The following is a 23,112-nucleotide window of genomic DNA, read 5'->3' on the forward strand; positions in this document are numbered from 1 at the left end:
ACGACGCCATCGGCCACGTCAGGCTCGTGCAGGCCCGTCCCGGCCGACCTCCCCGGCGGATGGACCGCCACTGTCGGCGGTCGGTACGCCGCCTGACAGCCGGGCCGGTCATGACGACGCTGCCATTGAGCCGACATGTGGTCCGACGGCTGACGTACGACGCAGCTCTGCCAGGTGATGTGCGACAGATCCAGCGACCCAGGGGCGACAGGAGGGCCGCCGACCCACCCTCCTGTCATGCCGTGATTGCGTGCATGTCTGAGGGTGGAGGTCCCGAAGCGGTGCGGCAGGCGTCCGTGACGGTTTTGGCCCACCTCAGGGCGGGTGAACCAGAAGTCATGCGGTACGCCAGGGACGGTTGAGAACCTCCCGCGCGGAACCAGCGCGGCAAGCTGTACCAGTGGCCATCGTTGCATCTGCCGCCGTCCGCACGCGCTGACCGATTTGATGGCGATCACGCTCGGTAGCGGTCCTCTGGGCCGAGCGGGTCGGTGGTGCTACGGTCGCCGGCGCTGATCTGGCACCCCGCCGAACTTCGGCCTTGACGCAACCCCACGGTCGTCCGGGCCCGTCGAGCTTGCGGAGGAGGGAGCCCCGATGGCGGATGCCGAGCGTGAGTTCGTGGAGTACGTTTCCGCGCGACTGCCGAGCCTGCACCGGACCGCGTACCTGATGTGCGGCGACGCCCACTTGGCCGACGATGTGGTGCAGCAGACGATCACGGCGCTGTACGTGAACTGGCGCCGGGTCAGCCGGGCTGACAACGTCGACGCGTACGTGCACCGGATGCTGGTCCACAAGCTCGTCGACGAGAAGCGGTTGAGTTGGGCGAAGGTCCGGCTGCTGGGGTCGATGCCGGAGCCAGAGCGCCCGCCGGTCACGCCGCACGACGGGCTGGCCGAGCGGGACAGCCTGGTCACCGCGCTCGCCCACCTTTCCCGCGGCCAGCGCACCGTACTGGTCCTGCGGTTCCTGTGTGACCTGTCGGTGGCCGACACGGCCGCCGCGATGGGCTGCTCTGACGGCAACGTGAAATCGCAGACGGCTCGGGCGCTGGTGGCGGTCCGCCAGGTGCTCGACGTCACCGAGATGTCCGGGAGGAATCCGAGATGACCACGTTGGACGACCAGCGGATGGCTGCACTGCTGCAAGCGGCGCCGGTTCCTGAGCCGCGGGTTGACGTAGGCCGCGCGGTCCGGGACGGCCGGCGTCGCCGCCAGCGCCGCCGCGTCGGCGGGATCGCTGCGGTGACGGTGATGGCCGGGCTCGGCGTCGTGGGCGCCGTCCAGCTCGGCGGGCCCGCCGGCCGGCCGGCTCCGGCCACCCCGGCCCTCGCGGCGTCAGCGGCCGGGACCGTGTCGGCCGGCCCGGTCTCGCCGGTCACCTGTGAGGCGTCGTGGCTGCCGCAGCCGATCGACGGTCCGGTCGCGGTGGCGAACGGCGTCGACCCCACCGGGCGGTACGTCGTCGGCGAGATCGGCACCGGGCAGGAGGACGGGCGGGTCGTGCTGTGGACCGACGGCAAGGCACGCGTCCTGCCGGCCGCCGCGCGGCACGCTGCCGCGGTCAACGCCGACGGCGTCGTGGTCGGCACCAACGGCGACGGCACCGGATGGGTCTACCGGAACGGGAAGCTGCGCTTCCTGGCCACCCCGCCCGGCTACCAGATGGTCCTCGTGCACGCCGTCAACGGCCGGGGCGACATCGCCGGCACCGCCACGGGAGCCGGCGACGCGCACCACGCCGTGCTGTGGTCGGCGGACCGCCCGCAGGAGTACCGGCTGGTCGGCCGGTCGGGATCCGCCGCGACCGGGATCACCGAGGACGGCACGGTCGTCGGCGTGATGGGCCAACTGCCCTACCGGTGGACGCCGCAGGGCGTCGGGGCGGCGCTGGCGGTGCCCGACGGCTACCCGCGCGCCTCGGTCGACTCGGCGCACGGCGAGTGGGCGATCGGCATGGTTCCCGGCGTCCAGCAGGGCGGTGCCGTGCAGATGTTGCCGGTACGTTGGAACCTCACGACCGGGGCGGTGAGCCTGCTGCCGTTCCCGGGGACGACCGGGATCGCCGGCAACGGCGACCTGCTGGTCGGCGACGGTGCGCCGCTGGTCGTCGCCCCGGACGGCACGTCTCGCCGGTTGCCGGGCCGGCCCGAGGTCCGAGCGACCGAGCCGGGCACGTACACGGCCAACGGGATCAGCGACGACGGTCTGACCGTGGTCGGTGCCGTCTACGAGAACCAGGTGCACCGGCCGCTGGTGTGGCACTGCCGCCGCTAAGGCGTCGACACCGCCCGTGCTGCCAAGAGTGAGCTGCAGCCGCATCGTTGCTCTTTCGCCCGAACGGCACGTCTTCGCTGCTGCGGGGAGTAGCGGGGAGCCCCGGGCCGCCACGCGGCCCGGGGCTCCCCGTCCAGGGTGCCGCGCGCTACCGCACGCCGTACGCCCGGATGATCGTCTGACGTACGCCGTTGCCGTGCTCGTCGCTGAGGTCAACGCGCAGGGAGACGTTCTTTCCGGCGGCCGCCGACTGATCCACAGTGGTGACGAACCCGGCGCCCTTTCGGGTGACAGTCACCTCCTGCCACGTCGTCCCGTCGTCGAAGGAGACCCACGCCTGGGCCGCCGTGATCTGCCCGGCGTCGTAGTCACGCTGACCGGCACCGCCGAAGCCGATCTCGAACCCGGCGGTCGCCGGGGTCAGGTTCCGCGTATCGACGGCGATGTCGTAGGACGGGACCAGGATCGGCAGGGCGTGGAGGCCGTTGTCGGACGGCCGCTGCGACCGGAACCGGAACTCCGTCTCCGTGCCGTAGAAGAGGCTCCAGTTCGGGTGGCTGGGCCCGGGGTTGAACCGCATGGTCGTCACCCGCAGCCGGTAGGCCGCGTCGGCGTCCGGCACGTCCCAGATCCCCTGCGGCCAAGCGCTGCGCCCGAGGCTGACGCCGTCGGCGAACAGTTCCGCGTTGCCGACGTCGCCGAAGCCGCCCAAGCCGTAATGGTCGGGTTCGGAGTCACCCCATACCAGCATCGCCGCGCCAATCTGGCCCTCCTGCCTCTCGGCGATGCGCTCCGCCGACAGGTCCGCCCGCCGGGTGCCGGTCGAGCGCATCGGGCCGCGGTACCAGTCCTCCGACCGGACGGACCCCGCCTCGGCGGTCCGCGGCGCCGCGAACATCGTCTCGTCCCGGACGCTCGCCCCGCCCATGAAGCGCTGGGTCCGCACACCGGCGGTCACGAACGAGGCCCGTTCGACCGGAACGACGAAAGCGTCGGAGACGAGCGACACGGTGCTGGGGTAGTTCGCCGGCAAGAATTGGATTCCGTCGACGATGACCCGGTCGGTGCGGGTGGAATGGATCCGCTCGTCGACCCGGGCCAGTTTCTCCGCTCTGACCTGCAGCGGCACGTCCGGCTGGGTCATCCGCTCGTCCGCGGACGCCAGGTTGTAGACGTAGGGGCTCGTGACGACGGCGTCCCAGGCCAGCGTCACCGGTCCGGCGGCCAGCGCAGCCCGCAGGGCGGACTCCTCCACAGCGGTGACCGTCAGACCCGGGATCGTCGACGCGGCGACCGCGGACCAACGGCCTGGCTCGTCCCGTCCAAAGAGGACGGCCCTGACGTCCGCGGCCGCGGCGGCGGTGAGGACCTTCGCGACATCGGTCGAGCGCACCAGCGCGATCTTCCCGGCCGCCGCGGCCAACTCCGCCTGACTGCCTGCTCCGGCGTCGACCAGCTCGGCGGTGCCGGATCCGTCGAACCGGGTCGGCACGCCGGCCTGGAGCCGGCTCGGCCCGACGTAGACGGGGTTGAGAGCGATCCCGCCGGTAGTGCGCAGAACCAGCTCGGGCGCGTACAGCCGGTAGTAGCTGCCCAGCTGGAACCCGCCGTCGGTGACCGGCGTGGTGCGGCCGACGTAGACCTCGTCGACGGACTTCCCGCCGCTGTAGCCGCCGCTGATGTACGCGGTGTCCCACCAGCGGCCGTACTCCAGCGCGACACTTTGCGCCTCGATCGGCCGCTCGGCGGTGACCTTCTGCCGGATCGCCGTCCGGGCGTCGTAGGTGATGGTCCGGTCGACGTCGTCGTTGTTGACCACCAACTCCGGGTCGCCCATGAACGTCACCGAGTGGACCAAGCCGTTCGCCCCGGTGGTGCCCGCGTCACGGCTGGCGATCACGGCGTTGATCGAGTAGCGGCCCTCGCGCAGCCGCAGCGTCGGCTCGGTCGTGAACGACGCGAACCGCAGGGCGGTCAGCCGGTCCGCGTCCACGACGTCCACGAACGACGGCGTGGCCGGCGCCTCGCCGCGGCGGTCGATCAGCTTCAGCTTCACGGTGACCGCGTGCGGCTCCAGGTATGCCGCGATCGCGGTGACGACGGTGCTGCCGTCGGCTGCGGTGGCGACGAGCCGGGCCCCGATCGCGCCGTACTCGGCGGCCCTCAGGTTGACGGCCGGGTCGAGGACGACGGGCACCTCGGCGGTGCCGTGCGCCGGGACGGTGACCGTGCCGATCCCGGGCGCGAACGTCCGCTTCGGCAGCGGCGCTCCGTTCTCGGCGGTGGCTCCGGCGATCGCGAGGTCGAACGCGACCGCCTTGTCACCGGTGTTGGTGAGGGTGACCGTCGTCGTGGTCTTCGGCTGGTGCAGGTGCGGCCAGGCGTACGAGCCCGCGTCGACGACACCGGGGCCGACGACCGTCGCGGTAAGCGGGCGCAGCGCGTCGACGACACCGGCGCCCACCTCGTGCACCCGGCCCGTGGTGCTCGGCGTCGCCGCCGAGATCAGCGCCGCCTTGCGCTGCTGCGCCGTCCAGCCGGGGTGCTTCTGCTTCAGCAACGCGGCAACCGCGGCGACGTGCGGGGTCGCCATCGACGTGCCCGACATCCGGGTGTACCGGCCGGTGCCGGACTCGGCCGCGAGGATCTCCACACCCGGAGCGGCGATCTCGGGCTTGACGGTGTGGGTGCCGGCGACCGGGCCACGGCTGGTGAACCGTGCGGTCTGACCCGCGGAGTCCACGGCGCCCACGGTGAGAACGTCCTTCGCGCACGCGGGCGCGCTGATCGTCTGGAGCGTGGGGCCCGAGTTTCCGGCGGCGACCACGAACAGCGAGGCGCTCTGCTGCGCGAGCGCCTGCGCGGCGACGCCGATCGGATCGGTGCAGTCGGTGCCGACGCTGCCGCCGAGGCTCATGCTGATCACGTCGGCCTTCTGGTCGACGGCCCACTGCATGCCGTTGATGATCCAGGACTCCTGGCCTTGGCCGTACCTGTTGAGCACCTTGCCGATGAGCAGCTTCGCGCCGGGCGCGACGCCCTTCTCGACGCCGCCGGAGGCAGCGCCGGTGCCCGCGACCGTCGACGCGACATGTGTGCCGTGCCCGTTCAGGTCCACGTCGGCGCCACCGAAGTCGGTGGTGAAGTTCTTCGCGCCGGCCACCTGCCCGGCGAGGTCCGGGTGCTTGCCGTCGTAGCCGGAATCGAGGACGGCCACCGTGGTGCCCGTCCCATCGAAACCCGCCGCCCACGCCTGCGGGGCGTGGATCTGCGCGGCACTCTCGGCCATCGCCACGCTGACCCGCTCGTCCAGCCACAGCTTCGCGATCCTCGGCCCGTCACCGTCGGTCAGATCGCGCCAGAACTCCGCGGCCTGCTCCTTGTCCGCCGACAGGGCGACGGCGTCCGCGACCGGCAGGGTCGCCTCGACGGTCGCGCCCTGCGGGGCCTGCGGCGCCTGACGGGTACGCGTCACCGCGCCCCCGTAGGTGGCGAGCAACGGCAGGGCCGCGGCAGAGCGGTCGTCGTAGCCCTGGCGTACCAGCGCGCTGACGTTGAACAGCTGCTCGTCGAGGGTGCCCTCGGAGATCATCGGGACCGCGCGGGCCGGGACGACGTAGACGTCACCGCGGAAGACGCGGGTGATGTAGCCGTCCGGGTCGGCGTTCGGGCCGGGGACGAGCGACGCCGACGGGCGGCCCGCGGCATCGACGGAGTACACGGCGAGGTCGCCGGTGATCAGTGTGACCGGTGTACCGGCCGGGGTCGCCGTGCCGGACGCCGAGCCGACGATGGGCCGCTGCGGTGCCGCCGCGGCGGCCGGCACCGCGGCGGCGGCAACGCCCACCGTCAAGGCGACGACACCCACGGCCCGGCCGAACCGGGCCCATCGGTGGTGGACAGACATGCGATTTCCTTCCGCGAATGCGTGGTCTGCACGGATCGTGGCAGCGCATCGTCTCGCGGAATACGGATGACGGCTGGCGGTTCTGCGCCTTGGCAGTACTTCGCCACTGTTCCGATCCATGCGCCGGCCACGTTGTGACCGCGGCGAGATGTCAGATGTGAACAACGCGTCGGGCGCAAATGATCAGGATGTGGCTCTCTGCTGGGAAGATCAAGTTCAGATGATGCCGTCGCCGTAGCGGCGGCCGTGGACTCGTTGTGCAGCTCCAGCACCAGGTCGGCTCCCGGACACCCAAGCTCCTTGACGAGCGTGGCATTACGCCGCACATCGACGAGACAAGCCGTACAGCGGCACAACGCCCTATCGGTCGTGCCGGGACGTTCGTCGCGGAAACTGACCCGGTGATCAGCTTGCCGCACCACCCCTCAGGACTGTCCAAGGCCACCTGGACCGACGCCGACTTCCCGAGCATGGGATGGCATGACTGCCGGGTCCATGCCGTGAGCATCGGCGAGTACGGTGATGACACCCTGCCGCCCGCCAGGATGCTGCTGGACGTCGATTACATCGTGCGGTGGGTGCAACCTGCAGGACGAGACCGGCATTTCACCTTCTGGGTCGCGCCAGCGACGCTCGTGTTCGAACGGGCGTTCAACATCGAGGGCACGCTCGGCCCGCTCCACGAGGTCATGGAGATCGCCGACGTTCACCGGATCGATCCCCCAGACGGCAACCCGGAACCGTTGTGGCACATTGAGGGTCAGAACTTCGAGCTTCGCCTCAGAGCTGGTGGCTACACCCAGTACCTCCGGATGCCGCCACAACACGTCCCCCGGCAGGCCCTCACCTCCACCGAGCGCGCCGGGATCAGCTTCGCCGAGCAGTCCTTCGCGTGACAACGGGCGATGGCCGGTTCGCCGGCTACCGACGCTGGGGCTGCCCGCGCCGGTGCTCACCACCGGCGCCCCGCCGGACGGCAGCGGCCAGGTCGAGGACTGCCGTGGCGGCGGGGCGAGCACGCCACGCCCGTCAGGCAGTCCTCGACCGTGGGATCTCACGCCGCCACTGGTTGCCGACCCGGCCTGTGGGCGAGGCCGCTCATCCGCACCGCGGTGAACACCGCTGCGGCCAGTGCCACGTCCGACAGCAGCATCAGCCCGATCGAGTACGAGCCCTGTGCGCCGTACACCCAGCCCATGACGAGGGGCGGCACGAATCCGCCGAGGCCGCCGGCCGCGCCGACCAGGCCGGTGACCGCGCCGACCTGCTCGGGCGGGGCGACCTTGCCGACCAGCGCGAAGACGGCTCCGCTGGCGGCGCCGAGCAGGATCGCCATGCCGAGGAGGGTCACCGTGGCCACCGGCATCAGCGGTGGTTCGAAGGCCTGGACGACGGCCAGAACGGCCACCAGGGCGAAGCACCACACCAGCACCGGCACGGGGTGCAGCCGGTCGGACAGCCAGCCGCCGATGGGGCGGGCGGCCACGGCCAGCACCACGAAACCGGCGGTGCGCAGCGCCCCGTCGGCGGCGCTCAGGTCGTACGTGGTGCCCAGATAGGCGGGTAGGTAGACGCTGAAGGCGACGAAGCCACCGAAGCCGACCGCGTACAGGAAGCACAGCTGCCAGGTCACGGTGAGCCGCCCGACGTCGGCCAGTCGCCGCCAGGGAGAGCCGGTGGGCCGGGTGCGGCCGGGGGCGTCGCGCAGCAGCAGGAACGCCAGCACCGCGTACCCGGCGAGGATCGCGGCCACGAGCAGGAACGGAGCCCGGTCGCCGTAGGCGTCGGCCAGCCGGACGGTGGTGAAGTTCGCGATCGCCGTGCCACCCATGCCCACGCCGAACAGCCCGATGGCGAAGCCCCGCCGCGCCGGCGGGTACCAGCCGGAGACGTGCGGGACGCCGACCGCGAACGCGGTGCCGCCGATGCCGAGGAAGAAGCCGGTCAGGATCAGCGCTGCGTAGGAGTCGACCACGGTGAGCGTCAGCACCGGGACGATCGTCGCCACGGTGACCAGGGGAAACACCAGGCGTGCGCCGTACCGGTCGGTAAGTGCCCCGACCGGGATGCGGCCGAGCGAACCGACGACCACCGGCACGGCGACGAGCAGTGACTGGGCGGCGAAGCTCAAGCCGAGCCGTTCCTTGATTCCCGGGCCCAGCGGTCCGAGCAGCGCCCACGCCCAGAAGTTGACCAGGAATCCGACGGTGGCGACGGCGAGTTGAAGGGACGCGCCGCTGGTCTTGGCCGGCTGCGTCCGGCTGCCCGCCGCTGGGTTTCGTTCTCCGGTCATGGTCATCGCATTCTCCGTCGAGATTGTCGAGGGGTGCCCCAAACCGAAAGAGGATCAGCATGATCCGCTTCCTGGTTCTGAGCCTGTTGCAGCGGAACGGGACGAGTCAGGGCCGGAAGTCCCCACTCCGCGGCGCTCGGTGTCGGGAGCGCGTGCGCCAGCGGGCGCGCCGCCGCCCAGTCGGTCGGCCGGGAGGTATGCGGATGCCGCGCAACGATGGTCACCGGATTACCGCCAGGATGCCCCGTCCGTCAGGGCGGGGAGGAATGGCGGACGCGTTGTCAGCCATGACTGTCCTTTCTGGTAAGACTGGTTCTGTGCGGACGGCGTACAGGTGTCGGGCGTACCCGACCCCGGAGCAGGCGGCGGTGCTGAACCGCACGTTCGGGTGTGTGCGTGTCGTCTGGAACCGCACTCTCGCCGCCCGTCACGCCCGCTGGCACACCGAACGGAAATCCACCTCCTACGCGGAGACGGATCGGGCGTTGACCGGAATGAAGAGGCAGCCCGACCTGGCGTTTCTGGGTGAGGTGTCGTCGGTGCCGTTGCAGCAGACCCTGCGGCATCAGCACGCCGCGATGACGGCGTTCTTTGCCAAGCGGGCCCGGTATCCGCGTTACAAGTCGCGGCACGGCCGCCAGTCCGCCAGTTTCACCCGGTCGGCGTTCCGGCTGCGCGGCGGGAACCTGTCGTTGGGGAAGACACCGGGTGTGCTGCGGTTCGTGTGGTCGTGGCCGAACGTGGACGTGACGGCACTGGATCCGACGATGGTGACGGTGTCGCGTGACCCGGACGGCCGCTGGTTCGTGACCTTCGCCGTCGACGTCGACACACCTACCGCACCCGAACCGACGGGCGGGGTGGTGGGTGTTGACCTCGGCCTGACCGATTTTGCGGTGTTGTCCACCGGCGGGCGCATCCCGCATCCGAGGCATATGGAACGGCGTGAACGCCGACTCAAGCGGTATCAGCGGATGATGGCCCGTCGGCAGAAGGGCTCCGCCAACCGTGCCAAGGCCAAACGGAAGGTGGCCCGGGCGCATTCTCGGGTCCGCGACGCGCGCCGGGACTTCCTCCACCAGCAGTCGACCGCCCTGGTGCGCCGGTTCGCTGCCATCGCGGTGGAGGATCTGGCGGTGGTGAACATGGTCCGCAACCGGTCCCTGGCCAAGGCGATCTGCCGTACGGGCTGGGCCGAGTTCCGTACTTTGCTGACCTACAAGGCGCACCGCGACGGCCGTACCCTCGCGGTGGTGGACCGCTGGTACCCGTCGTCGAAGACCTGCTCGGCGTGCGGGCATTTGCTCGCCGCCCTCTCTCTCGGCACACGTCACTGGGTGTGTCCGGGTTGCGGCACCCGGCACGACCGGGACGTCAACGCCGCCAAGAACATCGCCGTCGCGGCCGGGCTGGTCGAGACGCAAAACGCCTGCGGAGCGGACGTCAGACACGAAGGGCAACCTTCCGTGCGGTCTGCGGTGAACCAGGAAACCCAACCCGCGAGGGTGGGAATCCCCCGCCTGTAGGCGGGGGAGGATGTCAACGCCGTCTCCTCACTGTGTGCGGGAACTGGGCCGTCCGCGCCTTCCCGCCCCCCGTCCCGCCAAACCCGCGACCGGCGGATTTCCTCGTGCCGCTCCGACGGCCGACGCCGGGGCCGCCCCGACGATCTCCTCGTGCCGCTCAGGTGGCAACGCGACGGCCGGGGCCGGTCCGCTGCCAGGCGGACCGGCCCCGGCCGGGAGCGTGGGATCAGACCGGCTGCAGCCGCGGGGCGGCAGAGGGTTGGCGGACCCGTTCGTAGAGGCCCACGTACTGCTCCGCCATCACGGCGGGGGTGAAGCGCGCCGCGGCCTCGCGCCGGCACTCGTCGGGGTCGAGGAGGCTGGCGGCCAGCAGCAGGTCGGCCAGCTCGTCCTCGTCGGTGGTGAGCAGGCCGGTGCGGCCGTGCTCGATCAGCTCGGGCAGGCAGCCCCGCGCCGTCGCGACCACGGGCGTGCCCAGGGCCAGCGACTCGACCACCGCCGTGCCGCCCGGCTCCTCCCAGCGCAGCGGGAACAGCGAGGCGCGGGCGCCCGCCAGCAGGTCGTCGCGCTCCTGCCCGGCCACGGTGCCCACCCAGCGGACCAGGTCGCCGTCGACGTGCGGCGCCACCTCGTCGTAGAAGAACCGGACGTCCGGGTTCTGCCGCGCCTCGTCCCCGGCCGCGGCCAGGTCCTCCGGCCGGTGGTACGGCCCGACGGGCCCGGCGAGCACCAGCGGCACCCCCACCCGGTGGGCGAGGCGCGCGCCCAGGTCCTGCCCCTTGCCGGGGTTGATCCGGCCCAGGATGATCACGTAGTCGCCCTTGTCCGCCCGGGGCCGCCGGTCGGCGTCGACGGCGAGCGGGGTGGACAGGTGCACGTGCCCCACGGAGTGCTCCCGCAGCGCCCGGGGCGCGCGGGCCAGTTGCGAGGCGGACACCCCGTTGACCCGGACCCGGTCGCCGCCGTCCAGGTTGCCGTAGAGCGCCGGGTGCTTGGCCAGGTCCCAGTGCAGCGTGTGCAGCGCCGGCGGGGCGTCCGGGCCCATCGCGGCGAGGGTGGCCAGGCCGACCGCCTCCACGTGGTCGTGCACCAGGTCGATGTCGTCGCGGGAGTGCAGCGCGCGCACCACCCCGTTCAGGTGCGCCTGGGAGATGCCGCAGACCTGGTTGTACGGCCGTTGCAGCGCGTGGAACTGCCCGTCGGGAAAGACGGAGAGCTTCTCGTCGACCGGCAGCGTGCTGCTGTCGACCGACGCGAGCACCACCCGCACGCCGAGGCGGCGCAGCTCCGGCACCAGCGTCGCGATCACGTTCTCGATGCCGCCGTAGCCGGGCGGGGGCACGGACAGCCACGGACCGGCGTTCATCAGGACGGTGAGGCTCATCGTGCGGGGTTCCTTCCCTCGGCGGGGCCCTGGGCCGTCCGCGACCGGTCACCTGTGTGCTGATGCGGCCGGGCGGTCACGCCGCGGCCACCCGTCGGCGGGGGATCCGGTGCCGCAGCTCCGCCAGGGGCGGCCGTTCCTCGATGGACACGTCGCTGACGACGATCTCCCGGTCCAGGTTGGGCAGCGCGTCGGAGCCGCCGCGCCGGAACTGGGTCAGCAGGGCGGTGGGCATCGCGCCCGGTGCCGCCCAGCCGCGTCGCTGCAACCGCGACCAGGCGGTGAGCATGATCTGGGCCGACATCCGGCCCAGCGCGGCGGTGTCCTGGTGGCGGTGCTTGCGTTCGCCCAGGTCCACCTGGGCCAGCGCGTCGAGCCCGACGAGGTCGAGCAGGTCGATCAGCATCGCCGTCTCCACCCCGTAGCCGGAGACGAACGGCACCCGCTCCAGCACCTCCCGGCGGCCGGCGTACTCACCGGCGAGTGGCTGCACGAAGCCCGCCAACTCCGGCCAGAACAGGTTGAGCATCGGCCGGGCCATCAGTTCCGTCACCCGGCCCCCGCCGTCGGCCTCCACACCGGTCGTCCCGACCAGCGGGCGGTGGTAGAAGCCCTTGACGAAGTCGACCGACGGGTCGGTCAGCAGCGGGCCGATCAGCCCCGTCACGAAGTGGGGGCGGAACTCCCGCAGGTCGGCGTCGACGAACGCGACGATGTCGCCCTCGGCCGCGGCCAGCCCGGCCCAGAGCGCGTCGCCCTTGCCGGTCAGCCGGGGCAGCCCCCGGGTCATCGCGTCCTGGCCGACGACCTCCGCGCCGGCGGCGCGGGCCACCTGCGCCGTGCGGTCGGTGGAGCGCGAGTCCACCACGATGAGTTCGTCGACCAGGGCCACCCGCTCCATCAGGTGCTCCCGGATCGTCGACACGATCGCGCCGACCGTTGCCTCCTCGTTGCGGGCCGGCAGGACCACGCTGACCCTGCTGTCCCCCTTCGCGCGTATCAGCCGCCGCGCCGGCCAGTCGGCCGCGGACGTGGTGCGGTAGGTGGCCCAGGCCTCCACCACCGGTGAAACCATCGTCTCCGTATTCCGCACAGGCACCCCCTGATCGTGGCGGAAAAACCGATCCTGTTTTTCCCACTACTGCGCTCGCGCTAACCGCAGCATGCCTAACAGCTTGATCACGGAGGTCACGCGGCCCGGTTCCCCCCGGGTGAACGTTTGATTGCGCCCACGCGGGGGGAGTGCACTCGCCGGAACATGAAACCGTGGCGGAAGGGCTTTTACATGCGCACGTGCCGGGTGGGACTGGTAGGGGCCGGCGGGGTGGCGCAACGCCACGCCCGGGTGCTGGGCGGCTTCGCGGACGTGGAACTGCTCGGGGTGACCGACGTGGTCCCGGAGGCGGCGGCGGAACTGGCCGGCGCGCACGGCGCCCGGACGTTCGGCGACGTGGACGAACTGCTGGCCGCCGGGCCGGACGCGGTGTACGTCTGCGTGCCGCCGTTCGCGCACGGGCCGGCGGAGGAGGCGGTGATCGCGGCCGGCGTGCCGATGTTCGTGGAGAAGCCCGTCGCGGTCGACCTGGCCACGGCCGAGCGGATCGCCGACCTGGTCGCCCGGCGGGGGCTGCTCACCGGCGTCGGGCACCACTGGCGGTACCTGCCGGTGGTGCAACAGGCGCGGGAGCTGCTCGCCGGTCGTCCGGTGCGGATGGTCAGCGGGGCGTGGTGGGACAAGGTGCCGCCGGTCGCCTGGTGGTCCAGGCGGGACCGCTCCGGCGGCCCGGTGGTGGAGCAGGCCGCCCACGTGCTGGACCTGGTCCGGTCGCTGGTCGGGGAGGCGACCGAGGTCACCGCGTACGGCAACGGCACGCCGCCGTCGGTCGACGGCGCCGACATCGACTCGGTGACCACCGCGGCGCTGCGCTTCGCCGGCGGGGCGGTCGGCACGCTGACCGCCGCCTGCGTGCTCGGCTGGAAGCACCGCGCCGGGCTGGAGATCCTCGCCGACGGGCTGGCCCTGTCGCTCACCGAGGACAGCCTGGTGGTCTGCGACGCCGACGGCGAACGTCGCTTCGACGCCGACCCCGACGCCGCCCGGGTGGCCGTCGACCGGGCCTTCGTCGACGCGGTCCGCGGGATCGGCGACGACGTCCGTGTCCCGTACGCCGAGGCGCTCGGCACCCAGCGGCTCGCCTGCGCGGTGGCCGACTCCGCCCGCACCGGCCGGACCGTACGCCTGGACCGCCCGGCCGCCGCGCCGCTCGCCACGGGGGTGACCGTCGATGCGTGACAAGGTGGTGGTGGTCAGCGGCCCGGGCCGGGTGGAACTGGTCGAGCAGGACGCCGCCGAGCTGACCGAGGGCACGTTCCGGGTCGAGACGCTGTTCAGCGGCGTCTCCGCCGGCACCGAGCTGAGCTACGTCAAGGGCACCAACCCGTACCTGCACGTCACCTGGAACGCCGACCTCGGCCTGTTCCAGCCGGGCGGGGCGAGCACCCCCTACCCGGTGACCCGGCTGGGCTACATGCAGGTCGGCCGGGTGGTGGAGAGCCGCACCCCGGCCGTCGCCGTGGGCACCGTCGGCGCGATGACGTACGGCCACCGCACCGGCTGGGTCGCCGACCCGGTCGCCGAGCGGTTCGTGCCGCTGCCCGACGACGTCGATCCGCTGCTCGGCGTCTACGTGGCGCACATGGGGCCGATCTGCGCCAACGGGGTGTTGCACGCCGCCGCCGACCTGCACGGCACCGACGTGCGGTCGCTGGGCGACGGTGTCCGGGGCCGCCGCGTGGCAGTCGTCGGCAGCGGGGTGGTGGCCCTGCTCACCGCCCTGTTCGCCAGGCGGCACGGCGCCGCCTCGGTGGTGGTGCTCGACCCGACCCCGCAGCGGCGGGCCGTCGCCGAGGCGCTCGGCCTGGAGACCCTCGACCCGGAGGCCGACGACCCGGCCGTGGTCCTCAAGACCCGCTGGGCGCACGGCCCCGGCGACCGGGGCGCCGACGTGGTGTTCCAGTGCCGGGGGCAGGCATGGGCGTTGCAGCTCGCGCTGCGCCTGCTGCGCCCCCAGGGCACGGTCGTCGACCTGGCCTTCTACCAGGCCGGCGCGGACGCGGTGCGGTTCGGCGAGGAGTTCCACCACAACGGACTGTCGCTGCGCTGCGCGCAGATCGGACGGGTGCCGCGCGGGCTCGCCCCCACCTGGGACCGCGAGCGCCTCTCCGCCGAGACGATCGACCTGCTGCGGGCGTACGGGGACGTGGTCCGCAAGCACCTGGTGTCGGCGGTGGTGCCGTTCGAGGAGGCGCCGACGCTGCTGGCCGACCTGGCCGAGCGGCGCCGGCAGGAACTCCAGGTGGTGCTGGCCGTCTGAGCACCGCGTCCGGCCGGGGCGGGTGCGGGGGCCGGTTACCGTTGGCGGTCATGACCGCCAGGACCCCGTCGTGACCGCCGACGCCCCCGCAGCCGCCGAGGCTCCCGCCGCCGACGCCCCCGGGGAGCGTCGGGTCGGCGTCGCCGCCCTGCTGCCGTACCTGCGCGCCCACCGCGGCACCCTCGCCGTGGTGGGCGCGCTGTCGCTGGCCGGGGCGGCGGCGTCGCTGGCGCAGCCGCTGCTCACCCGCGCGGTGCTCGACGGCGTGTCGGCGGCCCGGCCGGTGGCCGGCCTGGTGGCGGCGCTGGTCGCCCTGGTGCTGGTCGCCGCGGCGCTCGGCGGCCTGCGGGACTACCTGCTGCAACGCACCGCCGAGGGCGTCGTGCTGGGCACCCGGCGGCGGCTGGCCGGGCACCTGCTGCGGCTGCCGATCGCCGAGTACGACCGCCGCCGCACAGGCGACCTGCTGTCCCGGGTCGGCTCGGACACCACGCTGCTGCGCGCGGTGGTCACCTCCGGGCTGTTCGAGGTGGTCACCGGCGCGGTGATGGTGCTGGGCGCGGCCGGCGCGATGGTGCTGCTCGACCCGGTGCTGTTCGGGGTGACCCTGCTCGGGGTGGCCGCCGGGGTCGGCTTCGCGGCCACCTTCGCGCACCGGATGCGCGGCCTGGCCCGGGCCGCCCAGGAGCGCATCGGGGAGATGACCTCGGCGGTGGAGCGGGCGATCTCCGCCGTCCGGACGATCCGCGCGGCCCGGGCCGAGCGACGCGAGGCCGACGCGGTCGGCGCCAGCGCGGCCCAGGCGTACGCGGCGGGGCTGCGGGTGGCCCGGGTGCAGGCGTTCGTCGGCCCGGTGAGCACGGTCACCATCCAGGGCGCGTTCCTGCTGGTCCTGGGTGTCGGCGGGGCGCGGGTGGCGGCCGGCGTGATCACCGTGGGCGACCTGGTCGCGTTCGTGATGCTGCTGTTCTTCCTGGTGCTGCCGCTCGGCCAGGCGGTGCACGCCTACGCCCAGTTGCAGACCGGGCTGGGCGCGTTGCAGCGGATCGAGGAGGTGCTCGCGGTGCCGGTGGAGGACGCGGCCGACCGCCCCGCGCCCGTCCGCCCCACCGCCACCCTGACCCGGCCGTCCGCCGCCGACGGGGCCCCGGCGGCCGTCGAGTTCGACCAGGTCGACTTCCACTACCCGGGCGGCCCGCCGGTGCTGCGCGAGGTCAGCTTCACCGTGCCGGCCGGCACCCGCACGGCCCTCGTCGGCCCGTCCGGCGCCGGCAAGTCGACGCTGCTGGCCCTGGTCGAGCGCTTCTACGACGTGACCGGAGGCACGCTGCGGCTGGACGGGGTGGACGTGCGCGACCTGCCCCGCGACGCGCTGCGCGCCCGCCTCGGCTACGTCGAGCAGTCCGCGCCGGTGCTCGCCGGCACGCTCCGGGAGAACCTGCTGATCAGCGCGCCCGGCGCCACCGACGACCGGCTGCGCGCGGTGCTCGACGAGGTCAACCTCGGCCACCTCGCCGAGCGGGCCCCCGAGGGGCTGGCCGTGCAGGTCGGCGAGGGCGGGGTGCTGCTCTCCGGCGGCGAGCGGCAGCGCCTGGCGATCGCCCGGGCCCTGCTGGCCGGGCCGCCGGTGCTGCTGCTCGACGAGCCGACCAGCAACCTCGACGCCCGCAACGAGGCCGCGCTGCGCCGGGCCATCGACGCGGTGGCCGCCCGGCGCACCCTGTTGATCGTGGCGCACCGGCTCTCCACGGTCGTCGACGCCGACCAGATCGTGGTGCTCGACGGCGGGCGGGTGGCCGCCACCGGCACCCACGACGAGCTGACCGTGACCAGTCCGCTCTACCGCGAGCTCGCCGCCCACCAACTCCTGGTGACCTGAGCGCCGGCGGCCCGACCCGCCCGGCGGCGACTCCCCGCGCGGCGGCGCGCCGGGCGGGCCGCCGCCACCCGGCCCCGTCGCGTACCGTTGCCGCTCATGGGTGTGTCGCAACGCTTGAAGAGCAGGTTCCGCCGGTTCCTCCAGCGCCCGGGGACGACGGTCGACCTGGGGCCGCTGGAGAAGCTGCTGCCGGCCATCGAGGCGCGCGAGGAGAAGCTGTCGGCCCTCGACGACGCCGAGCTGACCGAGGCCGCCGGCACGGCCACGGGCTACGAGGAACTCTGCGCGGTCGGCCGGGAGGCCGCCCGCCGCGGCATCGACCAGCGGCCGTACGACGTGCAGCTGCTCGGCGCCATGGCCCTGCTCTCGGGCAAGGTCGCCGAGATGGCCACCGGTGAGGGCAAGACGCTCACCGCCGCCATCGCCGCGTACGGGCACGTCCGGCTCGGCAACGGCCCGGTGCACGTGCTCACCGTCAACGACTACCTGGCCCGGCGCGACGCCCAGTGGATGGAGCCCGTCTACACCCTGCTCGGCCTGACCGTGGGCTGGGTCAACGAGGCGTCCACCCCACAGGAGCGGCGCGACGCGTACGCCTGCGACGTCACCTACGTCTCCGTCAGCGAGGCCGGCTTCGACTACCTGCGCGACCAGCTCGTGACCGACCTCGACGACCGGGTGCAGCCGCCGCTACGCACCGCGATCGTCGACGAGGCCGACTCGATCCTCATCGACGAGGCCCGGGTGCCGATGGTCCTGGCCGGCGCGGTCGCCGGCGAGCAGGACCCGGTGCACGCGGCCGCCGCCCTGGTGCGCGGCCTGCGCAAGGGCAAGCACTACACGGTCGCCGAGGACGGCCGCAGCGTGGCCTTCACCGCCGCCGGCCTGGCCGCCGTCGAGGGCAAGCTCGGCATCGACCTGTACGACGAGGAGCACGTCGCGCAGCTCTCGGCGGTGAACGTGGCGCTGCACGCGCACGCCCTGCTGCACCGCGACGTCGACTACATCGTCCGCGACGGCACCGTCGAGCTGATCGACGAGATGCGCGGCCGGGTGGCCCAGCGCCGCCGCTGGCCGGACGGGCTCCAGGCGGCGGTGGAGGCGAAGGAGGGCCTGGACGCGACCGCCGAGGGTGAGGTCCTGGGCACCATCGCCGTGCAGGCGTACATCGGGCTCTACCCGACGGTGTGCGGCATGACGGCGACCGCCGTGCTGGTGGGCGACCAGCTCCGGGAGTTCTTCGGCCTCGAGGTGGCGGTGATCCCGCCGAACACCCCGTGCGTCCGCGAGGACGAGCCGGACCGGATCTACGCCACCCGGGCCGAGAAGGAGGAGGCGCTGATCGACGAGATCACGCGCTGCCACTCGGCGGGGCGGCCGGTGCTGGTCGGCACGCTGGACGTGAAGGAGTCCGAGGGGCTGGCCGCCGGCCTGAACGCCGCCGGGGTGCCCTGCGTGGTGCTCAACGCCAAGAACGACGACGAGGAGGCGGCGATCATCGCCGAGGCCGGCGCGTACGGCGCGGTGACCGTCTCCACCCAGATGGCGGGCCGGGGCGTGGACATCCGGCTCGGCGGCAGCGACCAGGCCGACCGGGAGCGGGTCGCCGAGCTGGGCGGCCTCTACGTGATCGGCAGCGGCCGGCACGACAGCCGGCGGGTCGACGACCAGCTGCGCGGCCGGGCCGGCCGCCAGGGCGACCCGGGCGGCTCGGTCTTCTTCGTCAGCCTGGAGGACGACCTGGTCGTCCGGCACGCCGGCGACGCCGTCCCGCCGTCGCCCCGGATGAACGCCGACGGCCTGGTCACCGACGAGCAGGTCGACTACGCCGTCGAGCACGCCCAGCGGGTCGCCGAGGGCGTCAACCACGAGATCCACCGCAACACCTGGCGCTACAGCGTGGTCATCGAGCAGCAGCGCAAGGCCCTCGCCGAGCGGCGGGAGCGGCTGCTGACCAGCGACGTGGCGGCACTGATGCTGCTGGAGCGGGTGCCGGAGAAGGCCGAGGAGATGGACGAGGACCTGCTCGCCCGGGTCGCCCGGTCGATCGCCCTCTACCACCTCGACCGGCTCTGGGCGGAGCACCTCGCCGAGCTGTCCGAGGTGCGCGAGGGCGTGCATCTGCGCGCGCTCGGCCGGCTCGACCCGCTGGACGAGTTCCACCGGGCGGCGGTGCCGGCGTTCAACAACCTGATCCCCGAGATCGAGAAGCGGACCATCGCGACCTTCGAGGAGACGGAGTTCGGCGAGGACTGGGAGCCGGACGAGGCGAAGCTGGTGCGGCCGAGCGCCACCTGGACGTACCTGGTGCACGACAACCCGTTCGGCTCCGAGCTGGACCGGTTGATCGCTTCCGTGGGTCGACGGCTCAGCGCCGGCTCCCGCTGACGCGTCCGGGCCCCTTCCGCGCCACCCGGCGTCGGAAGGGGCCCCCTTTTGCGCCGTTTCGACCCGGGTTTGCGAGGGTAGTAGGGCGGGTCCGGAGAGTCGGGAGAGATCAGCAGATGGAACGGGTGACGACGCCGGTCGGGCGTGCGGAGGCACGCGCGGGGTCGGTGGAGGCTGTGCAGCGGTGAACCTGGAGATGCGGGACCCAGCGGTGGAACGGCTCGGCGTCCTGGAGACGGCCGCCCTGCTGCGGGAGCTGACGGCCGGACTGATCGCCGTCGACGACTTCGACGAGGCACTGGCGGCGCTGGTGCGTATCGCCCGGGACGCGGTGGACGGCGTGAGCTGGTGCGGCTTCACCGCGCTGCGGGCCGGTGAGCCCGCCGGCGTGGCCGCCTCCGACGCGCGGCTGGCGGGGCTGGACGACCTGCGGCACGGCCCGGACTCGCCGGCCATGGACGCGATCCGGCGGCGGGAGATGATCCTCTCCGAGCACCTGGGCCGCGAGCCGCGCTGGCCGGCCTGGACGCCGCACGCACGGGAGTTGGGCGTGCACGGGGTGATCTCCGCCCCCGTCGACGTCGACGAGCAGGTGATCGGGGCGATCAACCTCTACGCCGGCGCCGCCGACCTGCTCACCCCCGGGCACCAGCTCACCGCGATGCTGCTCGCCGAGCACGCCGGGCTGCTCCTCGCGGCGGTCCGCGACCGGGCGCGCCAGGCGGCCCGGGCCGGGGAGCTGGACTCGTCGCTGCTCGGCGACGGGGTGGTGGGGCAGGCGATCGGGGTCATCATGACCCAACGCGGCTGCCCGGCCGACGAGGCCCTCGACGTCCTGCGCAGCGCCGCGTCGTCGCTGGACATCCCGCTGCGCGAGGTGGCCGACCGGCTCGTCACCACCGTGTCGCGCCCCCGGGACACCTGACCCACGCCGCCGTCCCTGCCGGCCGTGACATGTGGGGCCGTTGGGGCGCGTGTCGTTTCGCCCTGGGAGCACGCGGGTAGCACTCTGGATTCGTGGGGTGAGCCGACCTGGGGGAGGAACGATGCAGAGCCGGCTGCGGGTGCAGGGGCACCCGATCCAACCGATGCTGGTGACGTTCCCGTTCGGGCTCTTCGTGAGCGCGACCGTGTTCGACCTGACCGACGTGCTGGGGGGACCGGCCTTCCTCGGCGAGGTGGGCTACTGGACCTCGGTGGCTGCCCTGTTCGCCGCCGCGCTGGCCGCCGTGGCCGGCATGATCGACCTGTGGGACGTGCCGGGCGGCCGGACCCGGCGCACGGCGGTGACCTTCAATCTGGTGAACGTGGCGATGGCCGCGCTGTTCCTGGTGTCCTGCCTCGTCCGCGCGGACGCGCCGCAGCGCGGCGCCAGCGTCGTGCTGCTGCTCACCGAGGTCGTGGCCCTCGCCGTCGGCGGGGTCGGCGTGCGGCTGGGCGCCCGGCTGGTGCGGCAGTTCGACGCCGGCCGCCGGGCCGAGGCCACCACCTTCGACGCGCTGGGCGGCGGCGTCTCCGGCTCCACCGTCGACCTGGCCCGCTCCCGTCCCTGACCCCCGTCCCGCCGTCTCCGCGATGTTGGGCTCAGTGCCCCGACGACGGTCGCGGTGCCGCCCGATCCGAGGGCCGAAGGCGCGAGGCGGAGCGGTGGCGGGAGGTCAGGAGGGCGGGTGGGATTCGGCGTGGTGGGCGGCCAGGACGTCCGCGCCGAAGTCGCTGACCGGCCGACGCAGCACGGTGTGCGCGTGGTTGCCGTCGTCGGTGGTGTTGTCGTATTCGATCAGCAGGTCGTCGCCCTGCACGCGGTAGTAGTGGCGCTGGCCGGGGCGGGTCGGGCCGGCCCAGGCGAAGTGCAGCTGCCCGCAGGCGAGCCGGCGTGCCTCCCGGATCGCCAGCTCGGGCGGTAGCCGGTCCAGGTAGAGCGCGACGAGCTGGTCCAGCAGGGCCCGTCCGGTGGGGCCGAGGCGGTCGGCGGGCACCCCGAGCGGCTCCAGCGGCGCGTCGACGCGGGCACGGGTGGCGCTGACGATGTCCCCGGGCGCCTCGTCGGCGACGATCGCGGCGGCCCGGCCGGCCGGGCCCATCGCGTCCAGCAGGGCACGGCCCAGGTCCTCCTCAACGCCCAGGGGCCGGGAGACCGGGCGGCCGGCGTACCGGACGGTGGCCGGGTTGGCGCCGAAGAAGATCGGCGCCGGGGAGACCTGGTCGGCCACCACGGTCATGCTCACCGAGAGGTGGTGCCCCTCCAGCCGCCACGCCCACGCGTCGTCGCGGGCCGGATCGCCGAAGACGGCCACCCAGTAGTCGCCGCTGTGCCGGCCCCGACGCCATCCCTCCGCCCGGTCCAGCACCTCCTCCAGCGCGACGATCGCCATCGCCTGGGCGTACGCAGGCGGGCTCAGCGCGGTGGCCAGCAGCCGGTGCGCGGCCTTGCGCCCGGCGCGGTCCAGGTCGGCCAGGCACACCCCGGGCCGGGGCCGCGGCCGGTACTCCAGCCAGCGCCGGGCCTGCTCGTCGTCGAACCGGTGGGCGGCACGGGCGCGGGCGGGCTCGTCCAGCGCGGCCAGCAGCGCGGTGCCGGCGGTGCGCATCTGCTCGGGCAGCGGATCTTCCACCGCCTCTGTATACCGGGCCGGGCGCGACCGCGCGGGGCGACGGCGTCAGCCGGCCGCCGGTTCCGTCAGCAGCGCGAGCATCTCGGGCAGGTCGAAGAAGCGGGCCGTCTCCACCGCCGACGGGTTGCCGTGGTGCGGGTCGGCCCCAGCCACGAGCAGCGCCCGGACCGCATCGGCGCTGCCGCGGAACGTCGCGGCGGCCAGCGCCGTCTGCCCCCGGTCGTTGGTCGGGGCGTGGTCGGCGCCCCGGGCGAGCAGCGCGGCGACGGTCTCCGGGCGGGCGTGGTACGCCGCCAGGATCAGCAGGGTGTCGCCCTTGTCGTTGGTCAGGTCGACCGGAAGCCCCGCGTCGACGTAGTCGGCCAGCTCGTCGGTCGCGCCGTCGCGCGCCAGGTCGAACATCCGGTGCGCGAACGCCAGCGTCTCGGCGTCGAGTTCCTCACTCACCGGTTCAGGTTAGTCGCGCGGCAGCCTGGTAGGTTCCTCGGCCGGCGCGCTGGGGGAGGGGTCGATGGACGACACGGTGTACGTGGGCAACGCGAGCGTCGACGGCGCGACGAACGCGGGCTGGCTGCTCGGCCACTTCATGCCGCCGGGCGACGCCCGGCACAGCGCCGACGTCGAGGTCAAGTGGGGCGTGCACCCGGCCGGCGAGGCGCGCTCCCGATGGGCGACGGGGGAGCGGCGGACCGCCCTGCTGGTGCTGGTCAGCGGGCGTTTCCGGGTCGAGTTGCCGGACCGGACGGTGGTGCTGCGCGAGCCCGGCGACTACGTGGTGTGGGGGCGCGGGGTGGACCACTCCTGGTACGCCGAGTGCGAGGCGGTCGTGCTGACCGTCCGCTGGCCGTCGGTGCCCGGCTACCGGGTGGAGCCGCCGGTCCGGCGCTGACCCGTGCCGATGCGTGGACACCTGTGTCCCGGCATGCGGAATTACCTACTAAACCCATAGGGTTTGCAGGCTAAGCTGAGGTTCCGCACGCCGCCCCGCCCCGAAGGACCGCCATGACCGACCGTCGCCAGCCCGACCTGCTCGCCGTCGCCGGGGAGTGGGCCGCCGATCCGTCCGCGTGGCCGGCGCCGCTGCGCTTCGACCCGGTCTCCCGGTGGTACGCCCGGCTCGCCCATGCCGCCGACCACGAGGTGTGGGCGCTGAGCTGGCTGCCCGGCCAGGGCACCGACCTGCACGACCACGGTGGCTCGGGCGGCGCGTTCCTCGTCGCGGCCGGCGCGCTCACCGAGGAGACCGTCAGCGGTGGCCGGCTGCGCCCGCACCATCTCGCCGCCGGCTCCGGCCGTCGCTTCGGGCCCCGGCACGTGCACCAGGTGACCAACCGGGGCGACGAGCCGGCCGTGAGCGTCCACGTCTACCGCCCCGCCCTGCGCCGGATGACCAGCTACCGCCTCGCCGACGGCCGGCTCCGCGCCGCCGAGGTGGCCGAGGCCGGGGTCGCCTGGTGACCGTCCCGC

At 73.4% G+C, this 23,112-nt stretch carries 18 protein-coding genes; 12 read left to right on the top strand and 6 right to left on the bottom strand.

The genetic code is table 11. The features are described from left to right. Positions 1-597: 597 nt before the first annotated feature. Positions 598-1,113 (top strand): SigE family RNA polymerase sigma factor, encoded by a 516-nt coding sequence (locus ACFY23_RS11910; RefSeq protein WP_350677345.1) that lies wholly within the window; start codon positions 598-600, stop codon positions 1,111-1,113. Then, the gene (locus ACFY23_RS11915; protein ID WP_350819435.1) at positions 1,110-2,279 is read left to right on the top strand and encodes a hypothetical protein; all 1,170 of its coding nucleotides are present in this window, start codon (positions 1,110-1,112) and stop codon (positions 2,277-2,279) included. The genes ACFY23_RS11910 and ACFY23_RS11915 overlap by 4 nt, the downstream gene beginning before the upstream one ends. Before the next feature lie 148 nt (positions 2,280-2,427). On the opposite strand, the gene ACFY23_RS11920 is transcribed toward ACFY23_RS11915, so the two are convergent. After that, the gene (locus ACFY23_RS11920) at positions 2,428-6,186 is read right to left on the bottom strand and encodes a S8 family peptidase (RefSeq protein WP_350677340.1); all 3,759 of its coding nucleotides are present in this window, start codon (positions 6,184-6,186) and stop codon (positions 2,428-2,430) included. A gap of 257 nt (positions 6,187-6,443) precedes the next feature. On the opposite strand from ACFY23_RS11920, the gene ACFY23_RS11925 reads away from it, so the two are divergent. Continuing rightward, positions 6,444-7,082 (top strand): hypothetical protein, encoded by a 639-nt coding sequence (locus tag ACFY23_RS11925; RefSeq protein ID WP_350677472.1) that lies wholly within the window; start codon positions 6,444-6,446, stop codon positions 7,080-7,082. 158 nt (positions 7,083-7,240) lie between these two features. Here ACFY23_RS11925 and ACFY23_RS11930 read toward each other — a convergent pair whose 3' ends face one another. Further along, positions 7,241-8,485, bottom strand: coding sequence for a nitrate/nitrite transporter (locus ACFY23_RS11930; protein WP_387037286.1), 1,245 nt, complete (start codon positions 8,483-8,485; stop codon positions 7,241-7,243). Positions 8,486-8,766: 281 nt separating this feature from the next. Here ACFY23_RS11930 and ACFY23_RS11935 point away from each other — a divergent pair, with 281 nt between their 5' ends. Continuing rightward, positions 8,767-10,005 (top strand): RNA-guided endonuclease InsQ/TnpB family protein, encoded by a 1,239-nt coding sequence (locus ACFY23_RS11935; RefSeq protein ID WP_387051223.1) that lies wholly within the window; start codon positions 8,767-8,769, stop codon positions 10,003-10,005. Positions 10,006-10,231: 226 nt separating this feature from the next. Here the strand turns inward: ACFY23_RS11935 and ACFY23_RS11940 are convergent, their stop codons facing one another. Further along, on the bottom strand, positions 10,232-11,389 hold the full coding sequence (locus ACFY23_RS11940; RefSeq protein WP_350686992.1) for a glycosyltransferase: 1,158 nt from the start codon (positions 11,387-11,389) through the stop codon (positions 10,232-10,234). Between the two features lie 76 nt (positions 11,390-11,465). Then, complete coding sequence (locus ACFY23_RS11945; RefSeq protein WP_387037301.1) at positions 11,466-12,464, bottom strand: glucosyl-3-phosphoglycerate synthase; 999 nt, start codon at positions 12,462-12,464, stop codon at positions 11,466-11,468. A gap of 210 nt (positions 12,465-12,674) precedes the next feature. Between ACFY23_RS11945 and ACFY23_RS11950 the strand changes: the two genes are divergently transcribed. The 6 genes from ACFY23_RS11950 to ACFY23_RS11975 all read left to right on the top strand — a co-directional run bounded on the left by ACFY23_RS11950 (position 12,675) and on the right by ACFY23_RS11975 (position 20,583). Beyond that, positions 12,675-13,682 (top strand): Gfo/Idh/MocA family oxidoreductase, encoded by a 1,008-nt coding sequence (locus tag ACFY23_RS11950; protein WP_350686993.1) that lies wholly within the window; start codon positions 12,675-12,677, stop codon positions 13,680-13,682. Beyond that, positions 13,675-14,763, top strand: coding sequence for a zinc-binding alcohol dehydrogenase (locus ACFY23_RS11955; protein WP_350686995.1), 1,089 nt, complete (start codon positions 13,675-13,677; stop codon positions 14,761-14,763). Before ACFY23_RS11950 ends, ACFY23_RS11955 begins: the two co-directional genes overlap by 8 nt. A gap of 70 nt (positions 14,764-14,833) precedes the next feature. Then, positions 14,834-16,642, top strand: a complete 1,809-nt coding sequence (locus tag ACFY23_RS11960) for an ABC transporter ATP-binding protein (RefSeq protein ID WP_350819149.1) — start codon at positions 14,834-14,836, stop codon at positions 16,640-16,642. Between the two features lie 96 nt (positions 16,643-16,738). Then, on the top strand, positions 16,739-19,030 hold the full coding sequence (gene secA2 / locus ACFY23_RS11965; protein ID WP_350678898.1) for an accessory Sec system translocase SecA2: 2,292 nt from the start codon (positions 16,739-16,741) through the stop codon (positions 19,028-19,030). Positions 19,031-19,214: 184 nt separating this feature from the next. Then, positions 19,215-19,955 carry a GAF and ANTAR domain-containing protein gene (locus ACFY23_RS11970; RefSeq protein WP_350678896.1) on the top strand — a complete coding sequence of 247 codons (741 nt, stop codon included), beginning with the start codon at positions 19,215-19,217 and terminating at the stop codon, positions 19,953-19,955. Between the two features lie 121 nt (positions 19,956-20,076). Beyond that, positions 20,077-20,583, top strand: coding sequence for a DUF2231 domain-containing protein (locus ACFY23_RS11975; protein WP_350678894.1), 507 nt, complete (start codon positions 20,077-20,079; stop codon positions 20,581-20,583). A gap of 105 nt (positions 20,584-20,688) precedes the next feature. On the opposite strand, the gene ACFY23_RS11980 is transcribed toward ACFY23_RS11975, so the two are convergent. Both ACFY23_RS11980 and ACFY23_RS11985 read right to left on the bottom strand, forming a co-directional pair. Further along, positions 20,689-21,645: a DUF3500 domain-containing protein gene (locus ACFY23_RS11980; RefSeq protein WP_350678892.1), complete on the bottom strand. Its 957-nt coding sequence runs from the start codon at positions 21,643-21,645 to the stop codon at positions 20,689-20,691. A gap of 45 nt (positions 21,646-21,690) precedes the next feature. Next, positions 21,691-22,092 (bottom strand): ankyrin repeat domain-containing protein, encoded by a 402-nt coding sequence (locus ACFY23_RS11985; protein ID WP_350678890.1) that lies wholly within the window; start codon positions 22,090-22,092, stop codon positions 21,691-21,693. A 64-nt stretch (positions 22,093-22,156) separates the two neighbouring features. Between ACFY23_RS11985 and ACFY23_RS11990 the strand changes: the two genes are divergently transcribed. Further along, positions 22,157-22,534, top strand: a complete 378-nt coding sequence (locus ACFY23_RS11990; protein WP_350678888.1) for a signal peptidase I — start codon at positions 22,157-22,159, stop codon at positions 22,532-22,534. Between the two features lie 113 nt (positions 22,535-22,647). Continuing rightward, positions 22,648-23,103: a cysteine dioxygenase family protein gene (locus ACFY23_RS11995; protein WP_350678886.1), complete on the top strand. Its 456-nt coding sequence runs from the start codon at positions 22,648-22,650 to the stop codon at positions 23,101-23,103. The last annotated feature ends 9 nt before the right edge of the window (positions 23,104-23,112 follow it).

Origin of the sequence: Micromonospora sp. NPDC000121 (assembly GCF_042899165.1) — a bacterium.
Taxonomy (GTDB): Bacteria; Actinomycetota; Actinomycetes; order Mycobacteriales; family Micromonosporaceae; genus Micromonospora.